Origin of the sequence: Comamonas antarctica (assembly GCF_013363755.1) — a bacterium.
Classification (GTDB): domain Bacteria; phylum Pseudomonadota; class Gammaproteobacteria; order Burkholderiales; family Burkholderiaceae_C; genus Comamonas; species Comamonas antarctica.
Genome location: NZ_CP054840.1, coordinates 783,856 through 809,364 on the forward strand (window position 1 = coordinate 783,856; position 25,509 = coordinate 809,364).

Annotated in this window: 28 protein-coding genes; 11 read left to right on the forward strand and 17 right to left on the reverse strand. The window is 66.7% G+C overall.

The genetic code is table 11. The annotated features are described in order from the left end of the window. Positions 1–12: 12 nt before the first annotated feature. The 3 genes from HUK68_RS03690 to HUK68_RS03700 form a co-directional block, all read right to left on the reverse strand. Positions 13–411 carry a hypothetical protein gene (locus tag HUK68_RS03690; protein WP_175502974.1) on the reverse strand — a complete coding sequence of 133 codons (399 nt, stop codon included), beginning with the start codon at positions 409–411 and terminating at the stop codon, positions 13–15. Positions 412–457: 46 nt separating this feature from the next. Next, complete coding sequence (locus HUK68_RS03695; protein WP_175502975.1) at positions 458–622, reverse strand: DUF1328 domain-containing protein; 165 nt, start codon at positions 620–622, stop codon at positions 458–460. 202 nt (positions 623–824) lie between these two features. Continuing rightward, complete coding sequence (locus tag HUK68_RS03700) at positions 825–2,201, reverse strand: sensor histidine kinase (protein ID WP_175502976.1); 1,377 nt, start codon at positions 2,199–2,201, stop codon at positions 825–827. A 149-nt stretch (positions 2,202–2,350) separates the two neighbouring features. Here HUK68_RS03700 and HUK68_RS03705 point away from each other — a divergent pair, with 149 nt between their 5' ends. Next, on the forward strand, positions 2,351–2,983 hold the full coding sequence (locus HUK68_RS03705) for a response regulator (RefSeq protein ID WP_175502977.1): 633 nt from the start codon (positions 2,351–2,353) through the stop codon (positions 2,981–2,983). Here the strand turns inward: HUK68_RS03705 and HUK68_RS03710 are convergent. The 4 genes from HUK68_RS03710 to gpmA all read right to left on the reverse strand — a co-directional run bounded on the left by HUK68_RS03710 (position 2,961) and on the right by gpmA (position 6,658). Further along, entirely contained in the window at positions 2,961–3,371 is a 411-nt protein-coding gene (locus HUK68_RS03710) for a response regulator (protein WP_175502978.1), read from the reverse strand. The genes HUK68_RS03705 and HUK68_RS03710 overlap by 23 nt on opposite strands. A gap of 131 nt (positions 3,372–3,502) precedes the next feature. After that, positions 3,503–4,255 carry a HesA/MoeB/ThiF family protein gene (locus HUK68_RS03715; protein WP_175502979.1) on the reverse strand — a complete coding sequence of 251 codons (753 nt, stop codon included), beginning with the start codon at positions 4,253–4,255 and terminating at the stop codon, positions 3,503–3,505. A 71-nt stretch (positions 4,256–4,326) separates the two neighbouring features. Next, positions 4,327–5,766: a S41 family peptidase gene (locus HUK68_RS03720; protein ID WP_175502980.1), complete on the reverse strand. Its 1,440-nt coding sequence runs from the start codon at positions 5,764–5,766 to the stop codon at positions 4,327–4,329. Positions 5,767–5,914: 148 nt separating this feature from the next. Continuing rightward, on the reverse strand, positions 5,915–6,658 hold the full coding sequence (gene gpmA, locus HUK68_RS03725) for a 2,3-diphosphoglycerate-dependent phosphoglycerate mutase (protein WP_175502981.1): 744 nt from the start codon (positions 6,656–6,658) through the stop codon (positions 5,915–5,917). 90 nt (positions 6,659–6,748) lie between these two features. Here gpmA and HUK68_RS03730 point away from each other — a divergent pair, with 90 nt between their 5' ends. The 4 genes from HUK68_RS03730 to HUK68_RS03745 all read left to right on the forward strand — a co-directional run bounded on the left by HUK68_RS03730 (position 6,749) and on the right by HUK68_RS03745 (position 9,124). Beyond that, on the forward strand, positions 6,749–7,156 hold the full coding sequence (locus tag HUK68_RS03730; protein WP_175502982.1) for a rhodanese-like domain-containing protein: 408 nt from the start codon (positions 6,749–6,751) through the stop codon (positions 7,154–7,156). 48 nt (positions 7,157–7,204) lie between these two features. Continuing rightward, positions 7,205–7,462: a glutaredoxin 3 gene (grxC, locus tag HUK68_RS03735; RefSeq protein WP_175505725.1), complete on the forward strand. Its 258-nt coding sequence runs from the start codon at positions 7,205–7,207 to the stop codon at positions 7,460–7,462. Positions 7,463–7,590: 128 nt separating this feature from the next. Continuing rightward, positions 7,591–8,055 (forward strand): protein-export chaperone SecB, encoded by a 465-nt coding sequence (gene secB, locus HUK68_RS03740; RefSeq protein ID WP_175502983.1) that lies wholly within the window; start codon positions 7,591–7,593, stop codon positions 8,053–8,055. Positions 8,056–8,122: 67 nt separating this feature from the next. Continuing rightward, positions 8,123–9,124, forward strand: coding sequence for an NAD(P)H-dependent glycerol-3-phosphate dehydrogenase (locus HUK68_RS03745; protein ID WP_175502984.1), 1,002 nt, complete (start codon positions 8,123–8,125; stop codon positions 9,122–9,124). Positions 9,125–9,354: 230 nt separating this feature from the next. On the opposite strand, the gene lysA is transcribed toward HUK68_RS03745, so the two are convergent. Then, a complete protein-coding gene (gene lysA, locus HUK68_RS03750) occupies positions 9,355–10,599 on the reverse strand; it encodes a diaminopimelate decarboxylase (protein WP_175502985.1) in 1,245 nt (414 codons plus the stop codon). Between the two features lie 138 nt (positions 10,600–10,737). Between lysA and HUK68_RS03755 the strand changes: the two genes are divergently transcribed. Genes HUK68_RS03755 through HUK68_RS03770 form a run of 4 tightly spaced genes read left to right on the forward strand, consistent with a single transcriptional unit; the run spans position 10,738 to position 15,503 of the window. Beyond that, the gene (locus HUK68_RS03755) at positions 10,738–11,658 is read left to right on the forward strand and encodes a LysR family transcriptional regulator (RefSeq protein ID WP_175502986.1); all 921 of its coding nucleotides are present in this window, start codon (positions 10,738–10,740) and stop codon (positions 11,656–11,658) included. 60 nt (positions 11,659–11,718) lie between these two features. Further along, on the forward strand, positions 11,719–12,576 hold the full coding sequence (gene nadC / locus HUK68_RS03760; protein WP_175502987.1) for a carboxylating nicotinate-nucleotide diphosphorylase: 858 nt from the start codon (positions 11,719–11,721) through the stop codon (positions 12,574–12,576). Then, positions 12,576–13,685, forward strand: a complete 1,110-nt coding sequence (gene nadA / locus HUK68_RS03765) for a quinolinate synthase NadA (protein WP_175502988.1) — start codon at positions 12,576–12,578, stop codon at positions 13,683–13,685. The genes nadC and nadA overlap by 1 nt, the downstream gene beginning before the upstream one ends. 45 nt (positions 13,686–13,730) lie before the next feature. Beyond that, positions 13,731–15,503: a chorismate-binding protein gene (locus HUK68_RS03770; protein ID WP_175502989.1), complete on the forward strand. Its 1,773-nt coding sequence runs from the start codon at positions 13,731–13,733 to the stop codon at positions 15,501–15,503. On the opposite strand, the gene HUK68_RS03775 is transcribed toward HUK68_RS03770, so the two are convergent. From HUK68_RS03775 to HUK68_RS03795, 5 genes are all read right to left on the reverse strand, one after another. Continuing rightward, entirely contained in the window at positions 15,500–16,126 is a 627-nt protein-coding gene (locus HUK68_RS03775; RefSeq protein WP_175502990.1) for a tRNA-uridine aminocarboxypropyltransferase, read from the reverse strand. The genes HUK68_RS03770 and HUK68_RS03775 overlap by 4 nt on opposite strands. Next, entirely contained in the window at positions 16,123–17,361 is a 1,239-nt protein-coding gene (locus HUK68_RS03780) for a CynX/NimT family MFS transporter (protein ID WP_175502991.1), read from the reverse strand. The genes HUK68_RS03775 and HUK68_RS03780 overlap by 4 nt, the downstream gene beginning before the upstream one ends. 87 nt (positions 17,362–17,448) lie before the next feature. After that, positions 17,449–17,808, reverse strand: a complete 360-nt coding sequence (locus tag HUK68_RS03785; protein ID WP_175502992.1) for a 5-carboxymethyl-2-hydroxymuconate Delta-isomerase — start codon at positions 17,806–17,808, stop codon at positions 17,449–17,451. A 33-nt stretch (positions 17,809–17,841) separates the two neighbouring features. Then, complete coding sequence (locus HUK68_RS03790) at positions 17,842–18,717, reverse strand: segregation and condensation protein A (protein WP_175502993.1); 876 nt, start codon at positions 18,715–18,717, stop codon at positions 17,842–17,844. 55 nt (positions 18,718–18,772) lie between these two features. Then, complete coding sequence (locus HUK68_RS03795; RefSeq protein WP_175502994.1) at positions 18,773–18,976, reverse strand: DUF3460 family protein; 204 nt, start codon at positions 18,974–18,976, stop codon at positions 18,773–18,775. Between the two features lie 46 nt (positions 18,977–19,022). Here HUK68_RS03795 and bamE point away from each other — a divergent pair, with 46 nt between their 5' ends. Continuing rightward, positions 19,023–19,520, forward strand: coding sequence for an outer membrane protein assembly factor BamE domain-containing protein (gene bamE / locus HUK68_RS03800; RefSeq protein WP_175502995.1), 498 nt, complete (start codon positions 19,023–19,025; stop codon positions 19,518–19,520). Between the two features lie 111 nt (positions 19,521–19,631). Here bamE and HUK68_RS03805 read toward each other — a convergent pair whose 3' ends face one another. The 4 genes from HUK68_RS03805 to HUK68_RS03820 all read right to left on the reverse strand — a co-directional run bounded on the left by HUK68_RS03805 (position 19,632) and on the right by HUK68_RS03820 (position 24,178). Continuing rightward, the gene (locus HUK68_RS03805) at positions 19,632–19,883 is read right to left on the reverse strand and encodes a hypothetical protein (protein WP_175505726.1); all 252 of its coding nucleotides are present in this window, start codon (positions 19,881–19,883) and stop codon (positions 19,632–19,634) included. Between the two features lie 195 nt (positions 19,884–20,078). Next, positions 20,079–22,154, reverse strand: coding sequence for a methionine--tRNA ligase (gene metG / locus HUK68_RS03810; RefSeq protein ID WP_175502996.1), 2,076 nt, complete (start codon positions 22,152–22,154; stop codon positions 20,079–20,081). A 102-nt stretch (positions 22,155–22,256) separates the two neighbouring features. Continuing rightward, a complete protein-coding gene (locus tag HUK68_RS03815) occupies positions 22,257–23,540 on the reverse strand; it encodes a patatin-like phospholipase family protein (RefSeq protein WP_175502997.1) in 1,284 nt (427 codons plus the stop codon). Between the two features lie 74 nt (positions 23,541–23,614). Then, complete coding sequence (locus HUK68_RS03820) at positions 23,615–24,178, reverse strand: restriction endonuclease (protein ID WP_175502998.1); 564 nt, start codon at positions 24,176–24,178, stop codon at positions 23,615–23,617. Positions 24,179–24,306: 128 nt separating this feature from the next. Here HUK68_RS03820 and apbC point away from each other — a divergent pair, with 128 nt between their 5' ends. Then, positions 24,307–25,398, forward strand: a complete 1,092-nt coding sequence (gene apbC, locus HUK68_RS03825; protein ID WP_175502999.1) for an iron-sulfur cluster carrier protein ApbC — start codon at positions 24,307–24,309, stop codon at positions 25,396–25,398. Positions 25,399–25,509: the final 111 nt, after the last annotated feature.

The window sequence follows — 25,509 nt, forward strand, 5'->3', positions numbered from 1 at the left end:
GGCCGGCTTTGTTCAGTGACGCGAAGAACGCGAACCCCAGATCAGTGCGGTGGCGACTGCCGCGCCAGCGACCGCTGCCAGCAGCATCGACTTGCCGGGTTGCTCGACAACGTAGCGGGTCGTGACTTCGCTGGCCTGCTGGAGCTGGCGGCGCGCACGTTCCGAGGTGTCGGCGCAGAAATGGATGCTGCGGTTGGCGAGTTCCTGGGCGCGGGCGGCCAGGTCGTCGATCACCGGGTTGATCTGCTTCTGTGCGGCGTCCAGCGTTTCATGCGCCTTGTCCACTGCGTCCGAAGCCACCTTGCGCGTGGCGTTCACGCCTTCCTTGGCGGTTTCGGCGGCATTGTTGACCAGGTCCTTAGTGGCGTCAGCAGCTTTTTGCGTGTTGTCGTTGGCGTTGTTCACGTTCATGAAGTACTCCTTTGGTAATGCGGTCGTGGCAGGGGGCGGGGCGGACTCAGCGCTTTTTCAGAAGGCTCAGCACGAACGTCACAATGGCCATGATCACGAAGATATAGAACAGGATCTTGGCAATGCCCACGGCGCCAGCGGCAATCCCGCCAAAGCCAAAGACAGCGGCAATCAGGGCGATGACCAGAAAGATGACGGCGTAATGCAGCATGCGGTTCTCCTATGAAGCGGACTGACGCAGATCGGAAGCTTGCCTGCGTTCAGCGTTGCTGTAACACTTACTCTAGGGGTCCGCAGATGGCTGCGCTGCCAGTGTCAGGCGGACCGCTTCGTCAGCCTTGAGGAGGTCGCCGAGGTGGTCCTGGTCCTACAGCGCGCAAAGGATCCGCCAGGCGTGCGGCCTGGCGGCTGGCTCAGCCCAGGATGGGTGCGGCTGGAGCCGGGGGCGGGGCTGCAGTCAGGGGAATGACCGCGGAGATGGTGGTGCCCTTGCCGACTTCGGAGGAGACGGTGAGGCGGCCACCTGCCGCCTCGACACGGTGGCGCATGCCGGCCAGGCCATGGGAATTGAGGCGCACGGTGCCGGTCTCGAAACCCTCGCCGTCGTCCTGGATCTGCACGGCAACGTAGGTCGGGTAGTTGTGGACCGTGACCACGGCGTGCTTGGCTTTGGCGTACTTGCCGATGTTCGTCAGCGACTCCTGCACGATGCGGTAGACCGTGAGCTGGGTGGTTTCCGGCAGTTCCACGGGTTCGAGATTGGCTTCGACCTCGATGTTGCTGCGCTGGCCGAATTCGCGCGTGAGGATCTCCAGCGAAGTGATCAGGCCCAGGTTGGCGAGCGAGGAAGGGCGCAGGTCCTCGATGATGCGCCGCTTGAGCGCAATGCCGCTGTTGAGGGCCTCGATCAAATGCTGCACGCGTTCGGAAATCTCCGGCGTGGACATGTCGATGCGCGACTTGAGCCGCGCGACATCGAGCTTGGCGGCCGTCAGCAGCGCACCCAGTTCGTCATGCAGCTCGCGCGCCAGATGGCCGCGTTCGTCTTCGCGCACCTGCTGCAAGTGGTTGGCCAGTTCGGTCAGCGTGGCCGTGCGCTCGCGCACCAGCTCCTCCAGGCGCAGGCGCTCGTCGCGCTGCAACTCCTGCTCGCGTTCGTGCGATGCCTGCAGGCTGTGGGCCTGGCGCAGGTACATGTAGAACGCCAGCAGCCCGATCACGGTCACGGTGGCAATGCCGATGCGTGACAGCAGCAACGACTGCTCGATGTTGGCCTGGCTGATGCGGCTGCGCTCGGTGGTGCTCTCCATCAGGCTGCGGCTGTAGGCCCGGATCGCGTCCATGTTCTCCTTGCCCAGGTCGGTGAACATGACGAAACGCCATGCCTCCTCGTTGCCCTGGCGGTACAGGCGCAGGCTCAGTTCCATTTCCGAAAGCTTGCGTGCGACCTGACGCGACAGCGGCGCAAAGGTGTCGAGGTCCGGGCGCGACGACATGAAGATGTTGCGCAGGTTGTCGAGATTGCCGTTGACCGACGAGACCGCTTTCTCATACGGCTCCAGGTAGCGCTCGTCATTCGTCAGCAGGTAGCCGCGCATGCCGGTTTCGGCATCGAGCATGTTCTGCAGCAACATGCTCAGCGTCGTCCGGGCATTGTTGATATGTGACAAATTGTCAAGAGCATCGCGCGAGCGCTTGTACCCTACCTCGTTGATGCCAACGAGCAAAATAGCCGCCAGAATGGCGAGGGGCAGGCTGATGGCAAGCCTGCGTAGTTGTGACCAACGCATGAAGTTCCTCCTGTTGAGGAGTTTCAGCGAGTTATTCTGCATAATCAAGACACCTCGATACACCGTATTACCAATAGGTGTGTCGTAACTAAGTGTTCACTTGTGGTAACTGAAGGGCAGTCGCCCGCCCAAAAGGGAGAGAAACTTCAATGATCAAGATAGGCATTGTGGATGACCACGCCATCGTCCGTTCAGGACTGCGTCAATTTTTGTCCGAGCATGTGGATCTGCGTGTGGTGGGAGAGGCCGCGAACGGCCGGGAAGCCATCGACCTGGTGCGCGAGCAGGAGATCGATGTCCTGTTGATGGACCTGTCCATGCCGGGGCAAAGCGGCCTCGATGCGCTAGCCATGCTGCGCGCCAAGGCGCCGGAAATGGGCATCCTGATTCTCAGCGGCTATCCCGAGGAGCATTACGCGATCAACCTGATCCGCCAGGGCGCCAGCGGCTACCTGAACAAGGAATGCGATCCCCAAGAGATTGCCGAAGCCATTCGCACGATTGCGCTGGGACGCCGCTATCTGACGCCGGCCGTGGCCGACCTGCTGGCCCAGCAACTCAACCGCAAGGACGATGCGCCGGCGCACGAACAGCTGTCGGAGCGCGAGTTCCAGGTGTTCCTCAAGCTGGCCCGCGGCGAGACCGCTGGCGATATCGCCAAGTCGCTGTCCCTGAGCGTCAAGACCGTGAGCACCTACCGCACGCGGCTGATGGAAAAGATGGCGCTGTCCTCGAACAGCGACCTGACCTACTACGCGCTCAAGAATCGCCTGATCGATTGAGCAACGCGTTCTGATGATCCGCGCTGACCTGGATGCAATAGTCCACCAGCGCGTCGATCTCGTTGGATTTATCAAACACTGCGTCGACGCCCAGCTGTGCACAGCGCGTGCGCACGTCGGGCGTGGCGTAGTTGCTCAGCACCACGATCTTCTGGTGCGGCAGGCGCTTGCTGCAGGCTGCCAGCACGCCCAGACCGCTGCCCTGGCGCAGGAACAGGTCAAGAATCGCCAAATCCCATTGTTCGGCATTGCGCGTCAGCCAGTCTGTGCCGTCTGCTTCCGTTTCAGCGATTCCCACGGATTCGATCTCGGCCAGCTCGTCCAGCGTAGCAATCAGGTTTTCACGGATGGTGGCATTGTCTTCAACAATATACGTACGCAATTTCACAGTGGTGTCCAGGTTGTAGGCGGCGGCAATGCTGAGCGAGTCAATGCGGCTGGCGTGGCAGCCCACTCTTCGCTTGGACGTCCATCGGCACATTTTGCCAGCGACTGAAAGCTGCTTAAGTAGGTTGATTCCTACAAATGGTTACTGCAAACGGGGCAGTCCGCGAGCTTGCCGATCTGCATGCCCGACCAATCCATGCGTTTGATATCGAACATCATCAGCCGGTGCGTTGCTGGCTGGCCACACTTGGCCATCAATTTCAGCGCCTCGGCAGCCTGCAAGGTGCCCATCGTGCCCACCAGCGGCGCAAAGACGCCCATGGTCGCGCACTGCTCTTCCTCGAAGCTGGCATCTGGAGGGAACACGCAGGCGTAGCAGGGCGCCGTCGCATCCCGGGGGTCGATGACCATCAACTGCCCGTCGAAGCGCAGCGCAGCCGCCGCCACCAGGGGGACGCGATGGCGCACGCAGGCAGCGTTGACCAGGTGGCGGGTGCGGTAGTTGTCGCTGCAGTCCAGCACGACGCTGGCGCCTGGCAGCAGGGTGTCCAGCAGCGCGGCATCGGCGCGCCGGCGCAGCGCGACGACTTCCACTTCCGGATTGATGGCGTGGACCGCGCTGCGGATCGACTCCGCCTTCGGGCTGCCCACCCGGTCGGTGGTGTGCGCGATCTGGCGCTGGAGATTGGTGAGGTCGACCGTGTCGTCATCGATCACAGTGATGCGGCCGACGCCGGCGGCGCCCAGGTACAGGGCCGCGGGCGAGCCCAGGCCGCCGGCACCAACGATCACCGCATGGGCCGCAAGAAGGCGTTCCTGGCCTTCGATGCCGATCTCGTCGAGCAGGATGTGCCGCGAGTAGCGCAGCAGCTGGTCATCAGTCATGGCGAAAGATATACGTGGAAATGAAAAGGCCGGGCGGGTGCCCGGCCTTCAGCCTTGGGGCGAGGAGTGGCTTACTCCTCTTTCTTCTCGAGTTCGCGTTCGGTCAGCGTCTTGCTGACCTGCACGGTCTCGCCCTTGAGCTGGCGCAGCGCTTGCTGCAGGCGGAAATCCTCGGTCGAGCCGTACTCGGGCATCTTGCGCTCGGCAGCAGGCTTCTTGGATTCGATTTCCAGGCGCTTGCGGGCTTCCTCGCGGGCCTTCTCGCGCGCCGCTTCAGCGGCCTTCTCGTCGTCCTGGCCGCTGCCCAGGTGCTTGTCGAGGTCGGCTTCGCGCATGCGCAGTGCCGCAAACAGGTCGCCCTCGGCGGTTTCATCGACCATCACGTCGGGCACGATGCCCTTGGCCTGGATGGATTTGCCGCTGGGCGTGTAGTAGCGCGCCGTGGTCAGCTTGATACCGGTTTCGGGGCCCAGCGGACGCACGGTCTGCACCGAGCCCTTGCCGAAGGTCTGGCTGCCCAGCACCTTGGCGCGCTTGTGGTCCTGCAGCGCGCCGGCCACGATCTCGCTGGCCGAAGCCGAGCCTTCGTTGACCAGCACCACCATCGGCACCTTCTTGAGCGCAGCCGGCAGGCGCTGCAGCGGATCACCCTGGCCGCGGCGCAGGTAATCTTCGGGCAATGCCTTGTAGGTGGCCTTGCTTTCCTCGAGCTGGCCATTGGTCGAGACCACGGTCACGCCCTGGGGCAGGAAGGCAGCGGAGATCGCCACGGCGGCATCGAGCAGGCCGCCCGGATCGTTGCGCAGGTCCAGCACCAGGCCCTTGAGCGCCGGGTCCTTGGCATAGATCTCCTCGACCTTGCGCACGAAGTCGTCGACCGTGCGCTCCTGGAACTGGCTCAGGCGGATCCACGCATAGCCAGGCTCGATGACCTTGCCCTTGACGGACTGGGTCTTGATTTCCTCGCGCGTGATGGTGACCGGGAAGCTGCGGCTTTCATCCTTGCGCAGGATGGTCAGCAGCACCTTGGTGTTGGGCTCGCCGCGCATGCGCTTGACCGCATCGTTGAGCGACAGGCCCTTCACGGCCGTATCGTCGATCTTGGTGATCAGGTCGTTGGTCTTGAGGCCGGCGCGGAACGCGGGCGAACCTTCGATGGGCGACACCACCTTGATCAGCCCGTCTTCCTGCGTGATCTCGATGCCGACGCCGACGAAGCGTCCCGACGTGCCTTCCTTGAATTCCTTGAAGGACTTCTTGTCGAAGTACTGCGAGTGCGGATCGAGGCTGGCCACCATGCCGGAAATGGCATCGGTGATGAGCTTCTTGTCGTCCACCGGCTCGACGTAATCGGTCTTGATCAGGCCGAACACCGCCGACAACTGCTGGATTTCTTCCAGCGGAAGCGGGGACATGGCGCCACGGGCCATGGTTTGCAGGGAGACCGTGGTCAATGCGCCGGCAAGAACGCCCACGGAGACCCAGCCGGCAATTTTGAGTTTTTGGCCCATAGAACACCTTTACCGCTTCAATATACACCTGGCAGGTGTCTGTCCCGCGCGGATTACGGAGAACAGTCGTTCAGGCACCGGAGCTTGGCGCACCGGTGCCCCATTGTGCCGTTTTGTGAATTGCCGTGCCGGATCCAAGCCGTCCGGCTCAGGCTTTGCCCTGCGCCGCGACCGCGGCCGCCGCCTTGGCGGCTGCCTCGGCGTCACCCAGATAGTACTTGCGCAGGGGCTTGAGCTCGGCATCGAGTTCGTACACCAGCGGAATGCCGTTGGGCACGTTGACGCCGACAATCTCGTCGTCCGAGATGTTGTCCAGGTACTTGATCAGCGCGCGGATCGAATTGCCGTGGGCCGCCACCACGACGCGCTTGCCGGAGAGGATGGCAGGAGCCATCGATTCGTTCCAAAATGGAATCACGCGCGCGACCGTGTCCTTGAGGCACTCGGTCAGCGGCACCTGCTCGGGCTGCAGCTTGGCATAGCGCCGGTCGCCGCGTTCGCTGCGGGCGTCGGTGGCTTCGAGCGCCGGCGGCGGGGTGTCGTAGCTGCGGCGCCATTGGAGCACCTGTGCATCACCGTACTGCTTGGCCATGTCGGCCTTGTTGAGGCCCTGCAGGGCGCCATAATGGCGCTCGTTGAGGCGCCAGCTGTGCACCACGGGCAGCCAGGTACGGTCCATCTCGTCGAGCGTGTGCCAGAGGGTGCGCGTGGCGCGCTTGAGAACGCTGGTGTAGGCGACGTCGAAATCGTAGCCTTCGGCCTTGAGCAGGCGGCCGGCATTCTTGGCCTGTTCCACGCCGGTGGGCGTCAGATCCACATCGGTCCAGCCGGTGAAGCGGTTTTCAAGGTTCCAGGTGGATTCACCGTGGCGGATCAGAACAAGCTTGAACATGGGGTCCCTTAAGACGACAAAGCAGGAGATGACCGGAAGGTCAAAGTCTGCCATTCTAAAATTGACCGGTTTGCCAACCCAAGGAATCACGTGAATTTCATCATCGACAACTGGTATTTAATTTTGCTGGCGCTGGCTTCGGGCGCCATGCTGGTCTTTCCCCTGGTCAAGGGCGGCGCCGGCGGCACGCTTTCGGCCGCCAACGCGGTGCAGCTGATCAACCGCGAGAAGGCCGTGGTGATCGATGTGTCCGAACCCGAGGAATTTGCCGCGGGCCATTTGAAGGCCGCGCGCAATGTGCCGCTGGGCGAGTTGCAGGAGCGCCTGCCGGCCATCGTCAAGAACAAGGCGCTGCCGGTGATCCTGGTTTGCGCCAAGGGCCCGCGCGCCCTGCGCGCCGAAGGCATCGCCAAAAAGCTGGGCTATGCGCGCGCGCAGGCGCTGGCGGGTGGATTGAAGGCCTGGCGCGAAGCCAATCTGCCCGTTGAAAAAAGCTGATCCGTCCCCAACTGCAGGCTTTGTAGCCCTTTGAAGAAAGAACTCCCGATGCAAGCTGTAAAGATGTACACCACCGCCGTCTGCCCTTACTGCATCCGTGCAAAGCAGATTCTCAAATCCAAGGGTGTGGAGCAGATCGAGGAAATCCGCATTGATCTGGACCCGTCCGCGCGCGACCAGATGATGCAATCGACGGGCCGCCGCACGGTGCCGCAGATCTTCATCGGCGCGACCCATGTCGGCGGTTGCGACGACCTGATCGCACTGGACTCCCAGGGCGGTCTCCAGCCGCTGCTCGCGGCCTGATTGCCCGCGCAGATCGGCCGTGGCATGGTCTGCGGCTGCATAATGCACATCTCAAGTGCCCGCTGCGGGAGCATCTCCCGGGCGGGCTTTGTTTTGATTCCGGTTTGATTTAGTGAAAGACCGACGCCATGGCCGACCAAGAAAATCCCGTATTCCAGATTCAGCGCGTTTACCTCAAGGATCTGTCGCTCGAACAACCCAATTCGCCGGCCATCCTGCTTGAGCAGGAACAGCCGAGCGTCGACATCCAGCTCGGCGTCGAAGCCACTCCCGTGGCCGAAGGCGTGTACGAAGTCGCTGTGACCGCGACCGTGCAGACCAAGATCCAGGACAAGACCGTGTTCCTGGTCGAAGCCAAGCAGGCCGGCATCTTCGAGATCCGCAACCTGCCCGAAGACCAGATGGGCGCCGTGATCGGCATCGCCTGCCCGCAAATCATCTATCCGTACCTGCGCGGCAACATCGCCGACGTGGTGACCCGCGCCGGCTTCCCGCCCGTGCACCTCGCGGAAATCAACTTCCAGGCCATGTACGAGCAGCAGCAGGCCCAGGCCGCGGCTGCCCAGGGCGCCGACGGCACGGCCCTGCAATAAGCAGTCGCGCGGGAGCGTGCGGCCTGCGCCGCGACGCTCCGGCACCTGCCCCAAGCGGATTGCCGCCATGAATATTCTTGTCATCGGTGCCGGTGCCTGGGGCACGGCGCTGGCCATGAGCGCGGCCGCGCATCCCGCAGGCCATGCGGTGAAGCTCTGGGCGCGCGATGCGCAGCAGGCCCAGGCCATGCGCGCGGCGCGCGAGAACACGCGCTATCTCGCAGGCATTGCATTTCCACCCGGTCTGGAGGTGATCGATGGCGATGCCATGGCGGCGGCCGCACAGGCCGAACTGGTCATCGTGGCCACGCCCATGGCAGCGCTGCGCGAGTGGCTGCAGCGGCTCAAAGGCTGTGGCGCGCCCGTGGCCTGGCTCAGCAAGGGCTTCGAGGCGGCGTCGGCCGCAGGCGCTGCGGGGCTGATGGCGCATGAAGTCTGCGCCGCCGTCGCGCCGCAGCTGCGCGCCGGCGTGTTCAGCGGCCCGAGCTTTGCGCTCGAAGTCGCGCGCCAGCAGCCCACGGCGCTGGTGGCGGCCAGCAGCCATGCGGCGGTGAGCGAAGCCCTGGTGGCGGCGTTCCACAGCAGCCATGTGCGTGTCTACGCCAGCACCGACATCGTCGGGGTCGAAGTCGGCGGCGCGGTGAAGAATGTGCTGGCGATTGCGACCGGCCTGTGCGACGGCCTGCAACTGGGACTGAACGCGCGCGCCGCGCTGATCACGCGCGGACTGGCCGAGATGACACGGCTGGGGCTGGCGCTGGGCGCGACCGAAAAGACCTTCATGGGTCTGTCCGGCCTGGGCGACCTGGTGCTGACCGCCACCGGCGACCTGTCACGCAACCGCAAGGTCGGCCTGCTGCTGGCCGAGGGCAAGACGCTGGACCAGGCAGTGCAGTCGCTGGGCCATGTGGCCGAAGGCGTCTACAGCGCCCGCACCGTGCTGCAGCGCGCGCAAATGCTGGGTGTCGACATGCCGATCACGGAAACCGTGGTGGCGTTGCTCGACGGCCGGCTGCAGGCGGGCGAAGCGGTGCAGTCGTTGATGGCACGGGACCCAAGGGAAGAGTAGACCCGGGGCCGAACCACTGCATGCTGTTCCCCTGAGCGGGGTCCGCGCGACACGTCTTGCCCAGCGTCATCCAGAAACAGCAGGTCCTGCGTTGGTTTCCGTTCGTCCTGAGCCTGTCGAAGGATGAACGCAGGGCCTCCATGCAGTAGCCATGGTTTCTTGCGGCACGCCCTTTGACGGGGCCGCCGAGGCAGGCTCAGGGCGCACGGTGTCTGTTGGCTCGATGCCGCTCAAAGACCCAATTCCAACGCCAGCAATTGCTCCACCGTCTGCCGGCGGCGGATCAGTTGCACGCGGTCGCCATCGACCAGTACTTCCGCGGCCAGCGGGCGGGTGTTGTAGTTGCTCGACATCGACGCGCCATAGGCGCCGGTATCGTGGATCACCAGCAGGTCGCCCACCGTCGCGCCGGCCAGCGGGCGCGGCAGCACCACGCCGCCGTCGCCCTGGGTGAACACGTCGCCCGATTCGCACAGCGGGCCCGCGACCACGCTGTCGCGCGCCGCCAGGCTGGTGCCGTCGCGGCGCTCGATGTGCATGGCGTGGAAGCTGCCGTACATCGAAGGACGCATGAGTTCGTTGAAGCCGGTGTCGACCAGCACGAAGTGGTTGATGCCGGCATTCTTGGTGGCGCGCACCGTGCCCAGCAGCACGCCCGATTCGGCGACCAGGAAACGGCCGGGTTCGATTTCCAGGCCCAGCGCGTGGCCGACGATGGCTTCGGCCTGCTTGCGCGCCGCGTCCCAGAGGCCGTGGTAGTGGGCGGTGTCGATCACCGGGTCGCCTTCGCGGTAGGGAATCGACAGGCCGCCGCCGGCCGAGATGGCCTCGAGGTCATGGCCTGCGTCCTTGGTGGCTTGCACCAGCTGGACCATGGCACCGCAGACTTCCGACAGATGGCCGTAATCCACGCCCGAACCGATATGCATGTGCAGGCCGGCCAGGTGCAGCCCGCCCGCGCGGATGGCGTCCAGCGCCGCCAGCAGGTCGGTATGCCAGATGCCGTGCTTGCTGTGCTCGCCGCCGGTATTGGTCTTGTTGCTGTGGCCATGGCCGAAACCGGGGTTGATGCGCAGCCAGACGGCATGGCCGGGCGAGGCCGCGGCCAGCTGGTGCAGCATGTCGATCGAGCCGGCATTCACCGGCACGCGGTGCTCGACGACGGTGGCCAGCGTGGCTTCATCCATCACATCGGCGGTGAACACGATCTCGGAATGGGCGCCATCGCTGCGGTAGCCCGCGGCCAGCGCGCGCGCGATCTCGCCGCGCGAGACCGCATCGACCTTGACGCCCTGCTCGCGCATCAGCTTGAGGATGTGGATGTTGGAGCAGGCTTTCTGCGCGAAGCGGATCGTGTCGAAGTGCGACAGCTGGGCAATGCGCGCGCGGATCGTCGCTGCGTCGTAGACCCACAGCGGGGTGCCGTATTGGTCGGCCAGGGACCAGAGCTGGGCGGAGGTGAAGGGGCAGGTCATTGCGGTTGCGGCCGGAAGGCAAAAGAAAAGGGAGCGCAGGGCCGGGCCCGGCGGAATGGGCGCCATCATGCGCGCGTCTTGCCATACCGTCCAATGCTTTGTTATGCCTAGGCCATTCATTTTGGATATGCTGGGTGCATGAGTCCGCGCATCACCCATCGCCATATCGAAGTGTTTCGAGCCGTCATGACCACCGGCAGCGCCACGGGTGCGGCCACGCTGCTGGCGAGTTCGCAGCCTACGGTCAGCCGCGAACTCGCGCGCCTGGAACAGTTGCTGGGCTATGCGCTGTTCGTGCGCAGCCAGGGTCGGCTGCGGCCCAATGCGCGCGCGCTGGCGCTGTGGGACGAGGTGCAGCGCTCGTGGCAGGGGCTGGAGCGCGTGGTCGACAAGGCGCTGGCGCTGGGCCGCGCCGAGGAAGCGCAGATCGGCGTGCTGTGCCTGCCGGCGCTGAGCCATGCGCTGCTGCCCGGCGCGGCGGCGCGGCTGCTGGCGCGCTATCCGCAGGCGCGGCTTGCAGTCACGCCGCAGGAGTCGCCCTTGCTCGAGGAATGGATGGCGGCGCAGCGCTTCGACCTGGGCCTGAGCGAGCAGGACAGCGCGCCCGCGGGCACGCAGACACTGCCATTGCTCGCGCTCGACGAGGTCTGCGTGCTGCCTGCGGGCCATGCGCTGGCCGCGCGCAGCAGGCTGCGGGCCGAGGATTTCGCCGGCCAGCCGTTCGTGAGCCTGTCCGCGGACGATCCCTACCGGCGCCAGATCGACGCGGTGTTCGCCCAGGCTGGCGTGGCGCGCGAGTTGCGGGTGCAGACGCACAACGCGGTCGCGGTCTGCGCGATGGTCGAGCAGGGGCTTGGGCTGGCCATCGTCAATCCGCTCACGGCGCTGGCCTGCGCGGGCGCGCGTCTGGTGTGGCGGCCGCTGGCCTTCTCGATTCCATTTCGCGTGCAGGCGCTGCTGCCGCTGCACCGGCCCGCGCTGCCGGAAGTGCAGCCGCTGCTGCAGGCCTTGCAGGAGGAAGCCGCGGCGCTGGCGCAGCAGCTGGGCGCAGGCCGTTGACCCTGCGCGCGGCACAGAATGCCTGGCTGCCGCGCAGCAGTGCGTCTAGACTTTCGCACCATGAACGAGACGTCCGATGAAGAGGCCATCCGCGCATTGGCCCGCCACGATGTGGCACTGGCGTTGCAGGAAGATGTGGGCGCCGGCGACCTCACGGCCGCGCTGGTCGATCCGGCGCGCCGCGTTCGTGCGCGCGTGACCGTGCGCGAAGACGCCGTGCTCTGCGGCGCGCCCTGGGTCGACGCCGCGCTGCGCGCGCTCGATCCCGGGGTGCGCATCACCTGGCATGCGCCGGAAGGCGGGCGGCTCAAGGCCAAGGCTGTGGTGTTCGAGGCCCAAGGCCAGGCCCGGGCGCTGCTGTCGGCCGAGCGCACGGCGCTGAACTTCCTGCAGCTGCTGTCGGGCGTGGCCAGCAAGACCGCGCAGTACGTGGTCGCGGTCGCAGGCACGCGCGCCCAGATCGTCGATACGCGCAAGACCTTGCCGGGATTGCGGCTGGCGCAGAAGTACGCGGTGCGCATGGGCGGCGGCACCAACCACCGCATCGGCTTGCATGACGCGGTGCTGATCAAGGAAAACCATATTGCTGCAGCGGGCGGTGTCGAGGCCGCGCTGCGGGCGGCGCAGCAGGTGGCAGGCCGGGCGGCATTCATCGAAGTCGAGGTCGAGGATCTCGACCAGCTGCACGAGGCCCTCGATGCGGGCGCGCGCATGGTGCTGCTCGACAACATGCCGCTCGACATGCTGCATACGGCGGTGGAGATCAACGCCGGCCGCGCGCTGCTGGAGATCTCGGGCGGGGTCACGCTCGAGGGCCTGCGCGCGCTGGCCGAAACCGGTGTCGACCGCATCTCGATCGGCGGCTTGACCAAGGATGTGCGCGCGATCGACTTCTCGATGCGCATGGAGCAGCTGTAATGGCCATCCTGGACGTGCAATACCAGCAACCGCTGGGCGCGGGCGGCGCTTGTGCCACGCGCCATGCCTGGGCGCGCGTGCCGCGCGATCCCGCACCCGCCGAACGCGTGGCGCTCAAGCAGCGCATCCGCGAACTGCTCGAAGAAAGAAACGCGGTGATGGTGTCGCATTGCTATGTGCATCCCGACCTGCAGGACCTGGCCGAGGAAACCGGCGGCCTGGTCAGCGATTCGCTGGAGATGGCGCGCTTCGGCCGCGACCATGCGGCGCAGACGCTGGTGGTTTCGGGCGTGAGGTTCATGGGCGAGACCGCGAAAATCCTGTCGCCCGAGAAAACGGTGTTGATGCCCGCGCTTGAAGCGACCTGCTCGCTGGACCTGGGCTGCCCGGCACGGGAATTCGCCGCGTTCTGCGACCAGCATCCCGACCGCACGGTGGTGGTCTACGCCAACACCAGTGCCGCCGTGAAGGCCCGCGCCGACTGGGTCGTGACGTCGGGCTGCGCGCTCGATATCGTGCGTGCGCTGCATGCCGACGGCCAGAAGATCCTCTGGGCGCCCGACCGCCATCTGGGCCACTACATCCAGCACGAAACCGGCGCCGACCTGCTGATGTGGCACGGCGCCTGCATCGTGCATGACGAGTTCAAGGCCTTCGAGCTGCAGGCGCTGATGCGCGAGCATCCGCACGCCCGGGTGCTGGTGCACCCCGAAAGCCCCGCCGAAGTCGTGGCGCTGGCGCATGCTGTGGGTTCGACTTCGGCCATACTGCAGGCCGCGCGCGCGATGCAAGCCCGCGATTTCATCGTGGCCACCGACAGCGGCATGCTGCACCGGCTGCGCACGCTGCTGCCGGACAAGCGCTTCATCGAAGCGCCAACGGCCGGCAACGGTGCCACCTGCAAGAGCTGCGCCCACTGTCCGTGGATGGCGATGAACGGCCTGGCCGGGGTGGCCCAAGTGCTGGAGTCGGGCTGCAATGCGGTGGTCGTCGACCCGCGGCTGGTGGCGCGTGCGCGCCAGCCCATCGACCGGATGCTGGCCTTTACCGCGGCGCTGAAAACCGGCGCCGCCACGGCCGGCCTGGTGCCGCATTTGGGTGCGGCCTGAGCTCCTATGACGCTGGCGCTGCGCGCCGGCAAATACCTCTCGAACATGGATACACGTATTGATTTCACGTTGCCGCAGGAAGCAGCCGGCACCGGCGCGGCCCAGGCGCGGCTGCGCCGGCGTTTCGGTGCCGCACGCACGGTGCTGGCAGCGCATGCGCCGCACGAAGTGCGCGCCGTGCTGGATGCCGCCGAAGACGCGGCACGGGCCGGCGCATGGTGCGTCGGCTTCGTGCGCTACGAGGCCGCAGCCGCCTTCGATGCGGCGCTGGTGACGCACGCGGCCGACGGGCCGCTGGCCTGGTTTGCGGTCTATGAAGAGGCCCTGCCGTGGGAGGACGATGAGACGCCGGGCGAGGCCGCACGGCTCACCTGGCGCAGCAGCCTGTCGCGTGCCGATTTCAACCACGCCATGGCGCAGATCCATGAAGCGATTGCCGACGGTGTCTTCTACCAGGTCAATTACACGGCGCCGCTGCGCGGCGAGCTGCAGCAGGGCAGTGCCGAAGCGCTGTTTGCGGCGCTGCTGCGCGCCCAGCCCGGCGGCTATGCGGCCTGCCTCGACACCGGCGCGGAGCAGATCCTGTCGGTGTCACCCGAGCTGTTTTTCGACTGGGACGGCCGGCGCATCCTGGCGCGGCCGATGAAGGGCACGGCGCCGCGCGGCGCCACGCCCGCGGAGGATATGGCCCGCGAGCAGGCCCTGCGCAGCGCGCCCAAGGAACGCGCCGAGAACGTCATGGTGGTGGACCTGCTGCGCAACGACCTGTCGCGCATTGCCGAGCCGTTCAGCGTGCAGGTGCCGCGGCTGTTCCATACCCAGGCCCTGCCCAGCGTGTGGCAGATGACTTCGGACGTCCAGGCCACGACCCGGGCCGGCACGCGGCTGGCGGATGTGTTTGCGGCGCTGTTTCCCTGCGGGTCGGTCACGGGCGCTCCCAAGGTCGCGGCCATGCGCATGATCCGCACGCTCGAGCCGCAGCCGCGCGGCGTCTACTGCGGTGCGCTGGGCGTGCTGCGTCCCGCAGGCGAGGGGCAAATGCACGCCACCTTCAATGTGCCGATACGCACGCTGGCGCTGCGCGGCAGGCAGGCCGTCTGCGGTATCGGCAGCGGCATCACCTCGGGCGCCGAGGCCGGCGGCGAGTGGCGCGAATGGCAGCACAAGAGCGCGTTTGTCGAGCGCGCGAGCCAGCCCTTCGCGCTGCTGGAGACGCTGGCGCTGGAGGACGGCGCCTGGCGCCATCTGCCCGAACACCTGCAGCGCCTGCAGGACGCGGCGCGGCATTTCCGCTACCCCTGGCCGGCGCAGCTGGAGCAGTGCCTGGCCGATCTCGCCGCCGCGCATCCCGCGGGCCTGTGGCGCGTGCGGCTGCAGCTCGACGCCTCGGGCCAGGCGCGCGCCGAGGCCTTTGCCTGTGCGCCCACGCGCGCGCCGGTGTGCCTGCAATTGGCTGCGGCGCCACTTGAAGACCGCTGGGCGCAGGGCGAGTTCGTGCGCTACAAGACCTCGCGTCGTGCGCATTACGAGGCGTTTGCGCCGCGCGATCCGGCGGTGTTCGATACCGTACTGTTCAACGAACAGGGCGAGATCACCGAAGGCACGCGCGGCAATATCGCGGCGCTTTTGGACGGCCGCTGGGTCACGCCGCCACTCGCCTGCGGGCTGCTGGCCGGCGTGGGCCGGCGCGTGGCGCTGCGCGACGGCCGCGCGAGCGAAGGCGTGCTGCGGCTGGAGGACCTGCCGCGCGTGCAGGCCTGGGCGTTCATCAACAGCCTGCGCGGCTGGCTCGACGCGGAACTCGAGCTGCCGCGCTAACCCGGGCGGCGCCACTGCTGCTCGCGCTGCACCAGGGCATCCATGGCGTGCAGCAGCGGCGTGAAGTCCTGCGCCGGCTGCAGTTGCGCCAGCGCGCAGCACGTGGCCTCCAGGGTCGACAGCTGTCCCGGCCGGTGCGCGCGCCGGATCGCGTAGCGCGATGCCGGCAGGTCATGCAGCGCCAGGCGCGGCAACTGCTGCAGCAGCGGATTGAGGTACAGCATCTTGCGGCTCTTGCGCCAGGTGCCGTCGATCACGACCAGCCGCAGCTGCTGCGGGGCCTGCAGCCATGCGGCGGGCAGCGGCGGCGCGGGCTGCAGCGGCAACGCCGCATCGTGCGGCGACTCGGGATAGAGCAGCAGCGCATGCGACAAGGCCGCATTGCCCTGCGCATCGCGCTGCAGCCACTGTTCGAGCTGCTGCGCATCGAATCGTTCACCGACCTCGATGCGGCTGCGGGGCAGGCACAGATGCAGCAGCCGCGCCGTGCCCTTGGCCTCGTGCACTTCGAGCGGATGCTGCAGGATCAGTACTTCGGTGGCGCACTCGACGCGCTGCGCGAGCGCGCAGATGCAGTTGCGCTGCGGGCGCGCGCAGCGCAGGCACAGGGCGCGTGCGGTCATGCGCCGCGCGCCGCCGGCTGCACCAGCAGGTTGCGGCCCGCGCCCCAGCCGCACCAGGCCATCGCCGCCGACAGAAACACGATCAGCCCGGCGCTGGAGGTGAAGCTGCCGGTCCATTGGCGCAGCAAGCCCGCCAGCAGCGGGCCGAAGGCCGCGAGCATGTAGCCCCAGCCCTGGGCCATGGCCGACAGCTGGGCCGTGACCTGGGCATTGCCGCTGCGCATCACGATCAGGCTCAGCGCGAGCGCAAACAAGCCGCCCTGGGCGCAGCCCAGCAGCAGTGCCCAGGGCCAGCTGGCCCACAGCGGGCCGAACAGCAGTCCCAGCAGCGCGGCCAGCGCCATGGCGCTCATGCCCACGGCCAGGCCGCGCTGGTCACGGCAGCGCGCGGCCAGGGACGGCACGAGCAGACAGGTCACGAGTTGCGCGAGGATCGAGGCCGCCACGACATAGCCCGCATGCGCGCCGTCCATGCCGCGCTCGCGCAGGATGGGCGCGAGCCAGCCCATGACGATATAAGCCAGCGCCGACTGCAGGCCCATGAACCCGGTCACCTGCCAGGCCAGTGCATCGCGCCCGAGGCTGCCGGCCCGGCCGGCGGCGCTGCGCGGCTCGGCACGCATGCGCAGTGCCTGCGGCAGCCACAGCAGCAGCATGAGCAGCGCGGGCGCGGCCCAGACCGCCAGCGCCGGCGCCCAGTCGCCTCGGAAAAGCTGCATCTGCAGCGGCACGGTGGCGGCGGTGGCAATCGTCGCGCCAATGCAGATGGCCAGCGTATAGAAGCCGGTCATCAGGGCCGCGCGCCGGGGAAAGTGGCGCTTGACCAGCCCGGGCAGCAGCACATTGCCGATGGCAATGCCCGCGCCGGCCAGCACGGCCGAGGCAAACAGCCCGGGCAGGCTGCCGAGCGCGCGCGCCAGCGTGCCGCCGGCTATCAGCAGCAAGGCCAGCAGCAGCACGCGTTCGGCGCCGAAACGCCGCGACAGCCAGGGCGTGGGCGCGGCAAACAGGCCCAGGCAGACGATGGGCAGCGTGGTCAGCAGGCTCGCGCCCGCGGCGCTCAGGCCGGTGTCGCGCATGATGTCGGGCAGCACCACCGACAGGCTGCCGAACACCGGGCGAAGATTGCAGGCAATCAGGATCAGGCTCAGTGCCAGAAGCCATTGGCTCTGGCGCTGGCTGGCGACCGCTGCGCAAACGGGGGAGGAAGGGGAGGCGGAGGAAGAGGGCAACATAGCTTGCCCGACTGTAGCGGCAATCGGCGTCTGCGGCAGCCGTGCTGCGGCAGGCGTCCTGCGGCAGGACGCCTGGGCCGTGGTGGCTTACAGCTTGCTCTTGTGGTAGCTGGCGCGGTCCATGTCGGTGATCTCGACGCTGACCTGCACCAGCATGCCCATCGGATGCGGCGTCAGGCGGCGCAGCACCTCGGCAATCAGGTCCGACAGCTCCTTCTTGGCTTCGGGCGTGCGGCCCGACAGCAGGCGCAGGTCGGCGTGGATGAAGCCGCGCGGGCCGGCGCCGGTGCCGATCACGTACTGCTGCGTGGCCGCGATCCGGCCCTTGACATCGAACTCGTCGACGATGGACGGATGGCTGCAGACCGCGCTCACCAGCTCGGTGAGCATCTGCTGCTCGGGCAGGCCGGGCAGGTTGGCGCTGTATTCGACGTAAAGATGGGGCATGGAAGTCTCCGGGGTGAAAAAACGGCCCGCGGGTCAGAGCGGGGTATAGGCCAGGCGCACATAGATCGGCGCAAAGGCCTCGGCCTGGGTGATCTCGATCAGCGTTTCCTTGGCCAGCTCCAGCAGTGCAATGAAGGTCACCACCAGCACCGTCGAGCCGCGCGCGGGCTGGAACAGGTCCTCGAACGGCACGAAGCGCTTGCCCTGCAGCGACTTGAGAATCTGGCTCATGTATTCGCGCACGCTCAATTCCTCGCGCGTGATGCGGTGGTGCTGCACCAGCGTGGCGCGCTTGAGGATGTCGTGCCAGGCCTGCTGCAGTTCGCCCGGCAGCAGGTCGGGAAAGCGCGGCTGCAGGCTCTGCTCGATATGCACCTGCGCCTTGAGGAAATCGCGGCCGTGCTGCGGCAGCTGGCCCAGCTGCGCGGCCGACAGCTTGATCTGCTCGTACTCGAGCAGCCGGCGCACGAGTTCGGCGCGCGGGTCCTCGGCCTCCTCGGAGTCGGCCGACTTCTTCGGCGGCAGCAGCATGCGCGACTTGATCTCGATCAGCATCGCTGCCATCAGCAGGTATTCGGCAGCCAGCTCGAGGTTGCGGCTGCGGATCTCCTCGACATAGCGCAGGTACTGGCGCGTCACGCTCAGCATCGGGATGTCGAGGATGTTGAAGTTCTGCTTGCGGATCAGATAGAGCAGCAGATCGAGCGGCCCTTCAAAGGCTTCGAGAAACACCTCGAGCGCATCGGGCGGAATGTAGAGGTCGTTGGGCAGCGCGAACAGCGGCTCGCCGTAGAGGCGCGCCAGCGCCACGCGGTCGACGGTGTCCAGCACGCCGTCGGGCGCCAGGCCCGCAGCGTCCGGGGTGGCAGCGCCCGTCGTCTCCAGCGTGGTTTCGATGGCGGCGCTCATGGGCGCGCGCGGGCCGGCTGGCCGGGCAACGACAGCATCGGCAGGTCAGCGCGGCTCAGGCGTTGGTCTGGTAGACGTAGGGCTTTTGCGCCACGCGGCCGGCGCGGTACTCCTGCCAGACTTCGCTGTCGACGGCCTTGTCCCAAAGCAGGGCGCGGCCTTCGCGCTGGCGTTCTTCGAGATCGGGCTTCTGCGCGCGCAGCTGCTCGATGAACTGGGTGGTATCGGATTTGTAATCGGGGCGGGCGAAGAATGACATGGACTGTTAACCTCTCTGAATCCATGATTTTACGGGACAAGCTGCCATGACACGAGCCACCCGCTGGGCCGCGGCATTTGCCGCCGCATGCGGCCTGCTGTTTCTCGCCGGCTGCGACCAGCAGCGCATCCGCGAACTCGAGGAGGATGTATCGACCGAAGCCGACGTGCGCGACCGCTTTGGCGAGCCGGAGAACATCTGGCAGGAAGCCGATGGGGCACGCACCTTCGAGTACAACCGCCAGCCCGCAGGCCACCAGAACTACATGATCACCATCGGCCCGGACGGCAGGATGAAAGCCTTGCGCCAGGTGGTCGCGCCGCACGTGTTCGAGCAGGTCCGTGCGGGCATGACGCAGCAGGAAGTGCGGCGCATGCTGGGCAAGCCGGCCAAGCGCATGACCTACGAGCGCAAGCGCGAGACCGACTGGGACTGGCGCTACGTCGACCCGCCAACCACCGAGATGCTGTTCACGGTGACGTTTGGCGACGATGGCCGCGTGCTGCGCACGGGCCGCAGCCTGGTGCAGCGCGACGGGGCCTGAGACGATACCCGCCAAAACCCGTTGGCACCGAGCCTGTCGAAGTGCGCTTTGCAGCCCGTTCGCACTGAGCCTGTCGAAGTGCGCTCCACAGGCCACCCGGCATGAAACGGCTCAAGGCGCGGGCCGGATGTCGTAGTGGATGTTCACGCCGCTGTTGTCCGCGGCAGGCGCTGGATCATCCATCATGGCATCGGCGGCCTTGCCGATGCCCTTGCCCGCAATGCGCGCCGTGCCGATCGCGGCATCCGCCGCCAGGCCGACCACGCCCGCGGTGACGCCCACCGCGGTCGAAGCCACCGTGACCACGGTGCAGCCGCCGAGCAGCGCGATCGCGCCGCCGGCGCAAAGCCAGCGCCATTTCATCGAAATCCAGCAACGCAAGGTCATGATGATCAGGTGTTGGCTGCGATGATGCCTTTGTTGACCCGCTGCCTTTGATACTGACGCGGCCCAATCCGGGGGGCAGCGAGGAAGGGCCGTCCCGCACCGAGGCTGCCGTCCCCCTCCACCGAAGGTTGAGAGGGGGAGGCGTCGAAGACGCTCAGGGGGTGCTTCATTTCAGTGGATACGCATGCCTGGGGCAGCGCCCGCGACCGGCTCCAGCACGTAGATGCCGGGCTGGGCCTTTTCATCGGCATGGCTCGCGGCCAGCACCATGCCCTCGGAGATGCCGAACTTCATCTTGCGCGGTGCCAGATTGGCCACCATCACCGTCAGCTTGCCGATCAGGTCGGCCGGCTGGTACTGGCTGGCAATGCCGCTGAACACATTGCGCGTGCGGCCTTCGCCCGCGTCGAGCGTCAGGCGCAGCAGCTTGGTCGAGCCTTCGACGGCTTCGCAATTGACGATCTTCGCAATGCGCAGGTCGACCTTGGCAAAGTCATCGATGCCGATGGTGCCGGCGATTTCCTCGCCGCCGGGCACGAGCTTCTCGGGTGCGGGCTCGGCGGCTGCCGGGGGCTCGAACAGCGCGTCAAGCTGCTTCACATCGACGCGCTGCATCAGGTGCTCGTACTTGCCGATGCGGTGGCCCGCGCCCAGCAGTTGCTGTGCATCGGCGAAGGTCAGCGGCGCGACGTTGAGGAAAGCCTCGACCTGTTGCACGACTGCGGGCAGCACGGGTTTGAGATAGATGGCCAGCAGGCGGAAGGCTTCGATGCAGGTGCTGCAGACTTCCTGCAGGCGTGCATCCATGCCTTCGAGCTTGGCCAGTTCCCAGGGCTTGTTGGCATCGACATAGGCGTTGACGCGGTCGCACAGCAGCATGGTCTCGCGCACCACGCGCGCGGTGTCGCGCTTCTCGAAGGCTTCGGCAATGGCCGGCGCCTGGGCGCGCAGCTGCTCCAGCAGCGCCTGGCCTTCGCTGCCCAGGGCGGCGAGCTGGCCATCGAAGCGCTTGGACAGGAAGCCCGCGGCGCGCGAGGCGATGTTGACGAACTTGCCGATCAGGTCGCTGTTGACGCGCGCCATGAAGTCTTCGCGGTTGAAGTCGATGTCTTCATTGCGGCCGCTGAGCTTGGCAGCCAGGTAGTAGCGCAGCCATTCGGGGTTCATGGACAGGCTCAGGTACTTGAGCGGATCGAGGCCGGTGCCGCGGCTCTTGCTCATCTTCTCGCCGTTGTTCACGGTGAGGAAGCCATGCACGAAGATCTGCGTCGGCGTCTTGCGGCCGCTGAACTTGAGCATCGCCGGCCAGAACAGCGTGTGGAAGGTGACGATGTCCTTGCCGATGAAGTGGTACTGCTCGAGCTGCTCGTCGGCCATGTAGGCCTCATAGTCCTCGCCGCGGCGGTCGAGCAGGTTCTTCAGCGAGGCCAGGTAGCCCACGGGCGCGTCGAGCCACACATAGAAGTACTTGCCCGGCGCATCGGGGATCTCGATGCCGAAGTAGGGTGCATCGCGCGAGATGTCCCAGTCGCCCAGGCCTTCGCTGGTCGTGCCGTCGGGGTTGGTGCGCACGCTGAACCATTCCTTGACCTTGTTGGCCACCTCGGGCTGCACATGCTTGCCGTCCTGCGTCCATTCCTGCAGGAACTCGACGCAGCGCGGATCGGACAGGCGAAAGAAGAAATGCTCCGAGGTCTTGAGCACCGGTTGGGCGCCGCTCAGCGCCGAGTAGGGCTTGATCAGGTCGGTGGGGGCATAGACCGCGCTGCAGACCTCGCAGTTGTCGCCATACTGGTCCTTGGCGTGGCACTTGGGGCACTCGCCCTTGATGAAGCGGTCGGGCAGGAACATGTTCTTCTCGGGATCGAAGAACTGCTCGATGACCTTGGTGTCGATGAAGCCGGCGGCCTTCAGGTCCAGATAGATCTGCTTGGCAAGAACGTGGTTTTCCTCGCCATCGGTGTTGTGCCAGTTGTCGAACTGGATGTGGAAGCCGTCGAGGTACTGCTTGCGGCCGGCGGCAATGTTGGCGACGAACTGCTGCGGCGTGATGCCGGCCTTCTCGGCAGCAATCATGATCGGCGCGCCATGGGCGTCGTCGGCACCGACGAAGTTCACGTCATTGCCCTGCATGCGCTGGAAGCGCACCCAGATGTCGGCCTGGATGTACTCCATGATGTGGCCGATATGGAAGTTGCCGTTGGCGTAGGGCAGGGCGGTGGTGGCGAAGATCTTGCGTGCAGACATCGAAAGCGGCTTTCTCTTGGGGAATCCGTGATTTTAGAGGCTTGTGCCGGCAGCGGCCCGCGTGGGGTTGCGCCTGGCTGGGGCGCGGCGCGTGCCCGCGTCCTAGGCGCAGGCTGCTGCCACACGCCTTTCGGCGGCTGCCGGCGCGGGCTGGTCCCATTGGAAGAAGCGCATGACCTCCTCGCGCTGCGCCAGTGTGTCCCTGCGCCCCAGCGCCATCAGCTCGCGGATGTAGCCGGGCTCGAACAGCAGGTAGCTGGCCAGGCCGGCGCCGCGCACGTCGTTGGCATCGGTGGTCACGCCCAGCGCGCCCAGCAGGCTGCGCATGCTGCGCGGCAGGTCGGCGACATGGCGCGCGGCAATGCCGTCGAGCCGCTGCGACGGCGCGATGACCAGCAGCTCGAGCGGCCGCAGGTTGCTGCGCGCGCGCACGTCGGGTGGAATCAGGGCCAGCGTGCCGTTGATGCGCCGCGCGCGCTCGACGTCGAGCGCCAGCGCGTCGAGAAAGATGTTCGACAGCGTATGCCCGGCGATCTGCGCCAGCGTGGGGTAGCTGGCGGTGGCGCTGCGCGGCGGGCTTTCCTGCGCGCCCTGCATGCGGCCGGCGCCGATCACCAGCACCCGGTCGGCACCGAGGTGGATGGCGGGCGCCAGCGGTGCGGTCTGGCGCATCGAGCCGTCGCCGAAGTACTCGGTATGGTTGCCGATTTCCAGTGCCGTCGCGGGGAAGATGAAGGGAATGGCCGAAGAGGCGAGCAGGTGCGCGTGCGTGATGTGGCCGCCGATGGCGCGCCGCTGCGAGCGCACCCAGGGCTGGAGCTCGGCCTGGGTCTCGTAGAAGGTCACATGCTCGCCCGAGGTGTAGCTCGATGCCGTGACGGCCAGCGCGCGCAGGTGCCCGCCCGCGATGACTTCGGGCAGGCGCTCCAGCGGCACCAGGTCGGTCTGCAGCAGCGATGCCAGCGGCGCGTTGTCCAGCAGCGAGCGCGGGCGCAGGGTGCGCCAGCGCGTCAGCGCCCAGCCCAGCGACAGCAGGCTCAGCCAGCGCGCGCCGCTGCGCAGCATGCTCAGCGCATCGGCGCGGTAGACGTTCTCGGCATGCAGGTGGCTCCAGAGATGGGCCATCCGGCGTACCGTGAGGTCGAAATGGTCGGCGCCGCAGGCCAGGGCGCAAGCGTTGAGCGCACCCGCCGAGGTGCCGGTGAGAATCGGAAAGGGATTGGGCTCATGCCCGCGGCCGCAACTGCGGCGCAGATGCGCAATGGCTTCGAGCACGCCGACCTGATAAGCCGCACGCGCGCCGCCGCCGGTGAGAAGCAAGCCGGTGGTGGGCGGCACACCTGTCCGCGTGCTGCTGTCAGGCAAGGAGGGAAAGGCTTCGGTCATGGCCTCCCCAGTGTGCTCCGCCGGGGGCGGCCTGCACTCCGGTCAAACCCTTGTAACCATTTGTTTGTATGGGCTCAGTTCCTGGACTTGGCCAGCAGCGCCGCGAGATCGGCGCCGCCCAGCACCACCAACTGCTGGTCGCGCGCATAGAGCGCAGCGTTTTCACCGAGCGGTTGCAGGGCGACGTAGACCGCCTTGGCGGCTGATTCGCGAATGCGCGCGGCTTCGAGCTCGCGCAGCGGTTCGACGCCATGCAGCGCGGCTTTCCAGCGCTTCGCGCTGACCAGCGTGGTCTGGCCCGCGCGCTCCAGCCGGAAATCCACGCCGCCCTGGTTCAGCAGCTGCACGCTGTAGCCCTCGGCGCGCCATGCGGTTTCGAGCTGCTGCGCAAAGCTGCGCCAGGGCAGGGCGGCGGATTCGGCCAGCAGGCGCTCGACCTGGGCCGGGCTTGGCGCGCGCAACTGCCTCCAGGCGGCAATGCCGCCCACGACCCACAGCGGCGTGGCCGCGAGCGCGCCAAACGGGGCGATGTGCGCGGGCAGCGTCAGCATGCAGACCAGCGTCACGCCGGCGGCCAGCGCGAAGCTCAGGTACCAGCGCGAGCGCAGCAGGATCGCAAACAGGGAGTTTTGGGCCATCTGGAATTTCACGGGATCCTCGGGTCGGTAGCGGTGCGGAAAAAAATGCCAAGCCTGCATTGTCCTGCTTCTCGTGCGGGCAGCGTGCCTTCGATAGACTTGACATCCCCCAAAGGAGTGAATCGAGAATGGCAGTCACAGAACAAGCGCTTTTGGCGGCGCTCAGCAGCGTGCTGGACCCGCATACCGGCAAGGATTTCGTCAGCACGCGCGCCGTGCGCAACCTGCAGATCAGCGCTGGCGATGTGGCGTTCGATGTCGAGCTCGGTTATCCCGCGAAAAGCCTGGTGCCCGAGCTGCGCCGCCAGTTCGTCTCGGCGGCCAAGTCCGTGACGGGTGTGGACAATGTGTCGGTGGGCATTTCCAGCAAGGTCGTGGCGCATGCCGTGCAGCGCGGCGTGGAACTGCTGCCCCAGGTGAAGAACATCGTGGCCATTTCCTCGGGCAAGGGCGGCGTGGGCAAGAGCACCACGGCCGCCAACCTGGCGCTGGCGCTGGCCGCCGAAGGCGCGCGCGTGGGCCTGCTCGACGCCGACATCTACGGCCCGAGCCAGCCGATGATGATGGGCCTGACCGGCAAGCCCGAGAGCGCCGATGGCAAGACCATGGAGCCGCTCCAGAACTACGGCGTGCAGGTCATGTCGATTGGTTTCCTCGTGAATCAGGACGAAGCCATGATCTGGCGCGGCCCCATGGCCACCCAGGCGCTGGAGCAGATGCTGCGCCAGACCAACTGGAAAGACCTCGACTACCTGCTGGTCGACATGCCCCCGGGAACGGGTGACATCCAGCTGACGCTGGCCCAGCGCGTGCCGATGACGGGCGCCATCGTGGTCACCACGCCGCAGGACATCGCGTTGATCGATGCGCGCAAGGGCATCAAGATGTTCGAGAAGGTCGGCGTGCCCATCCTGGGCCTGGTCGAGAACATGGCCGCCCATGTCTGCACCCAGTGCGGCCATGTCGAGCACATCTTCGGCGCCGAGGGCGGCAGGAAGATGGCCGCCGAGTACGGCATCGACTACCTGGGCGCGCTGCCGCTGTCGCTGCAGATCCGCGAGCAGGCCGACAGCGGCAAACCCACGGTGGTGGCCGAGCCGGGCAGCGAAGCCGCGCAGATCTACCAGCGCGTGGCGCGCGACATGGCGGTGAAGATCGCGCTCAAGGCCAAGGATTTCAGCGCCAAGTTCCCGACGATCACGGTCAGCAAGAACACCTGATTGCCGCGCCTGCCGCCGCAGTCGAAGCCGCCACGGTCCGCCCTGGCGGCTTTTTTTCGGGCGCTGCGCATTTCCGTGCGGTCTTTCACCGATTGCCAGGCGCGGCAATCC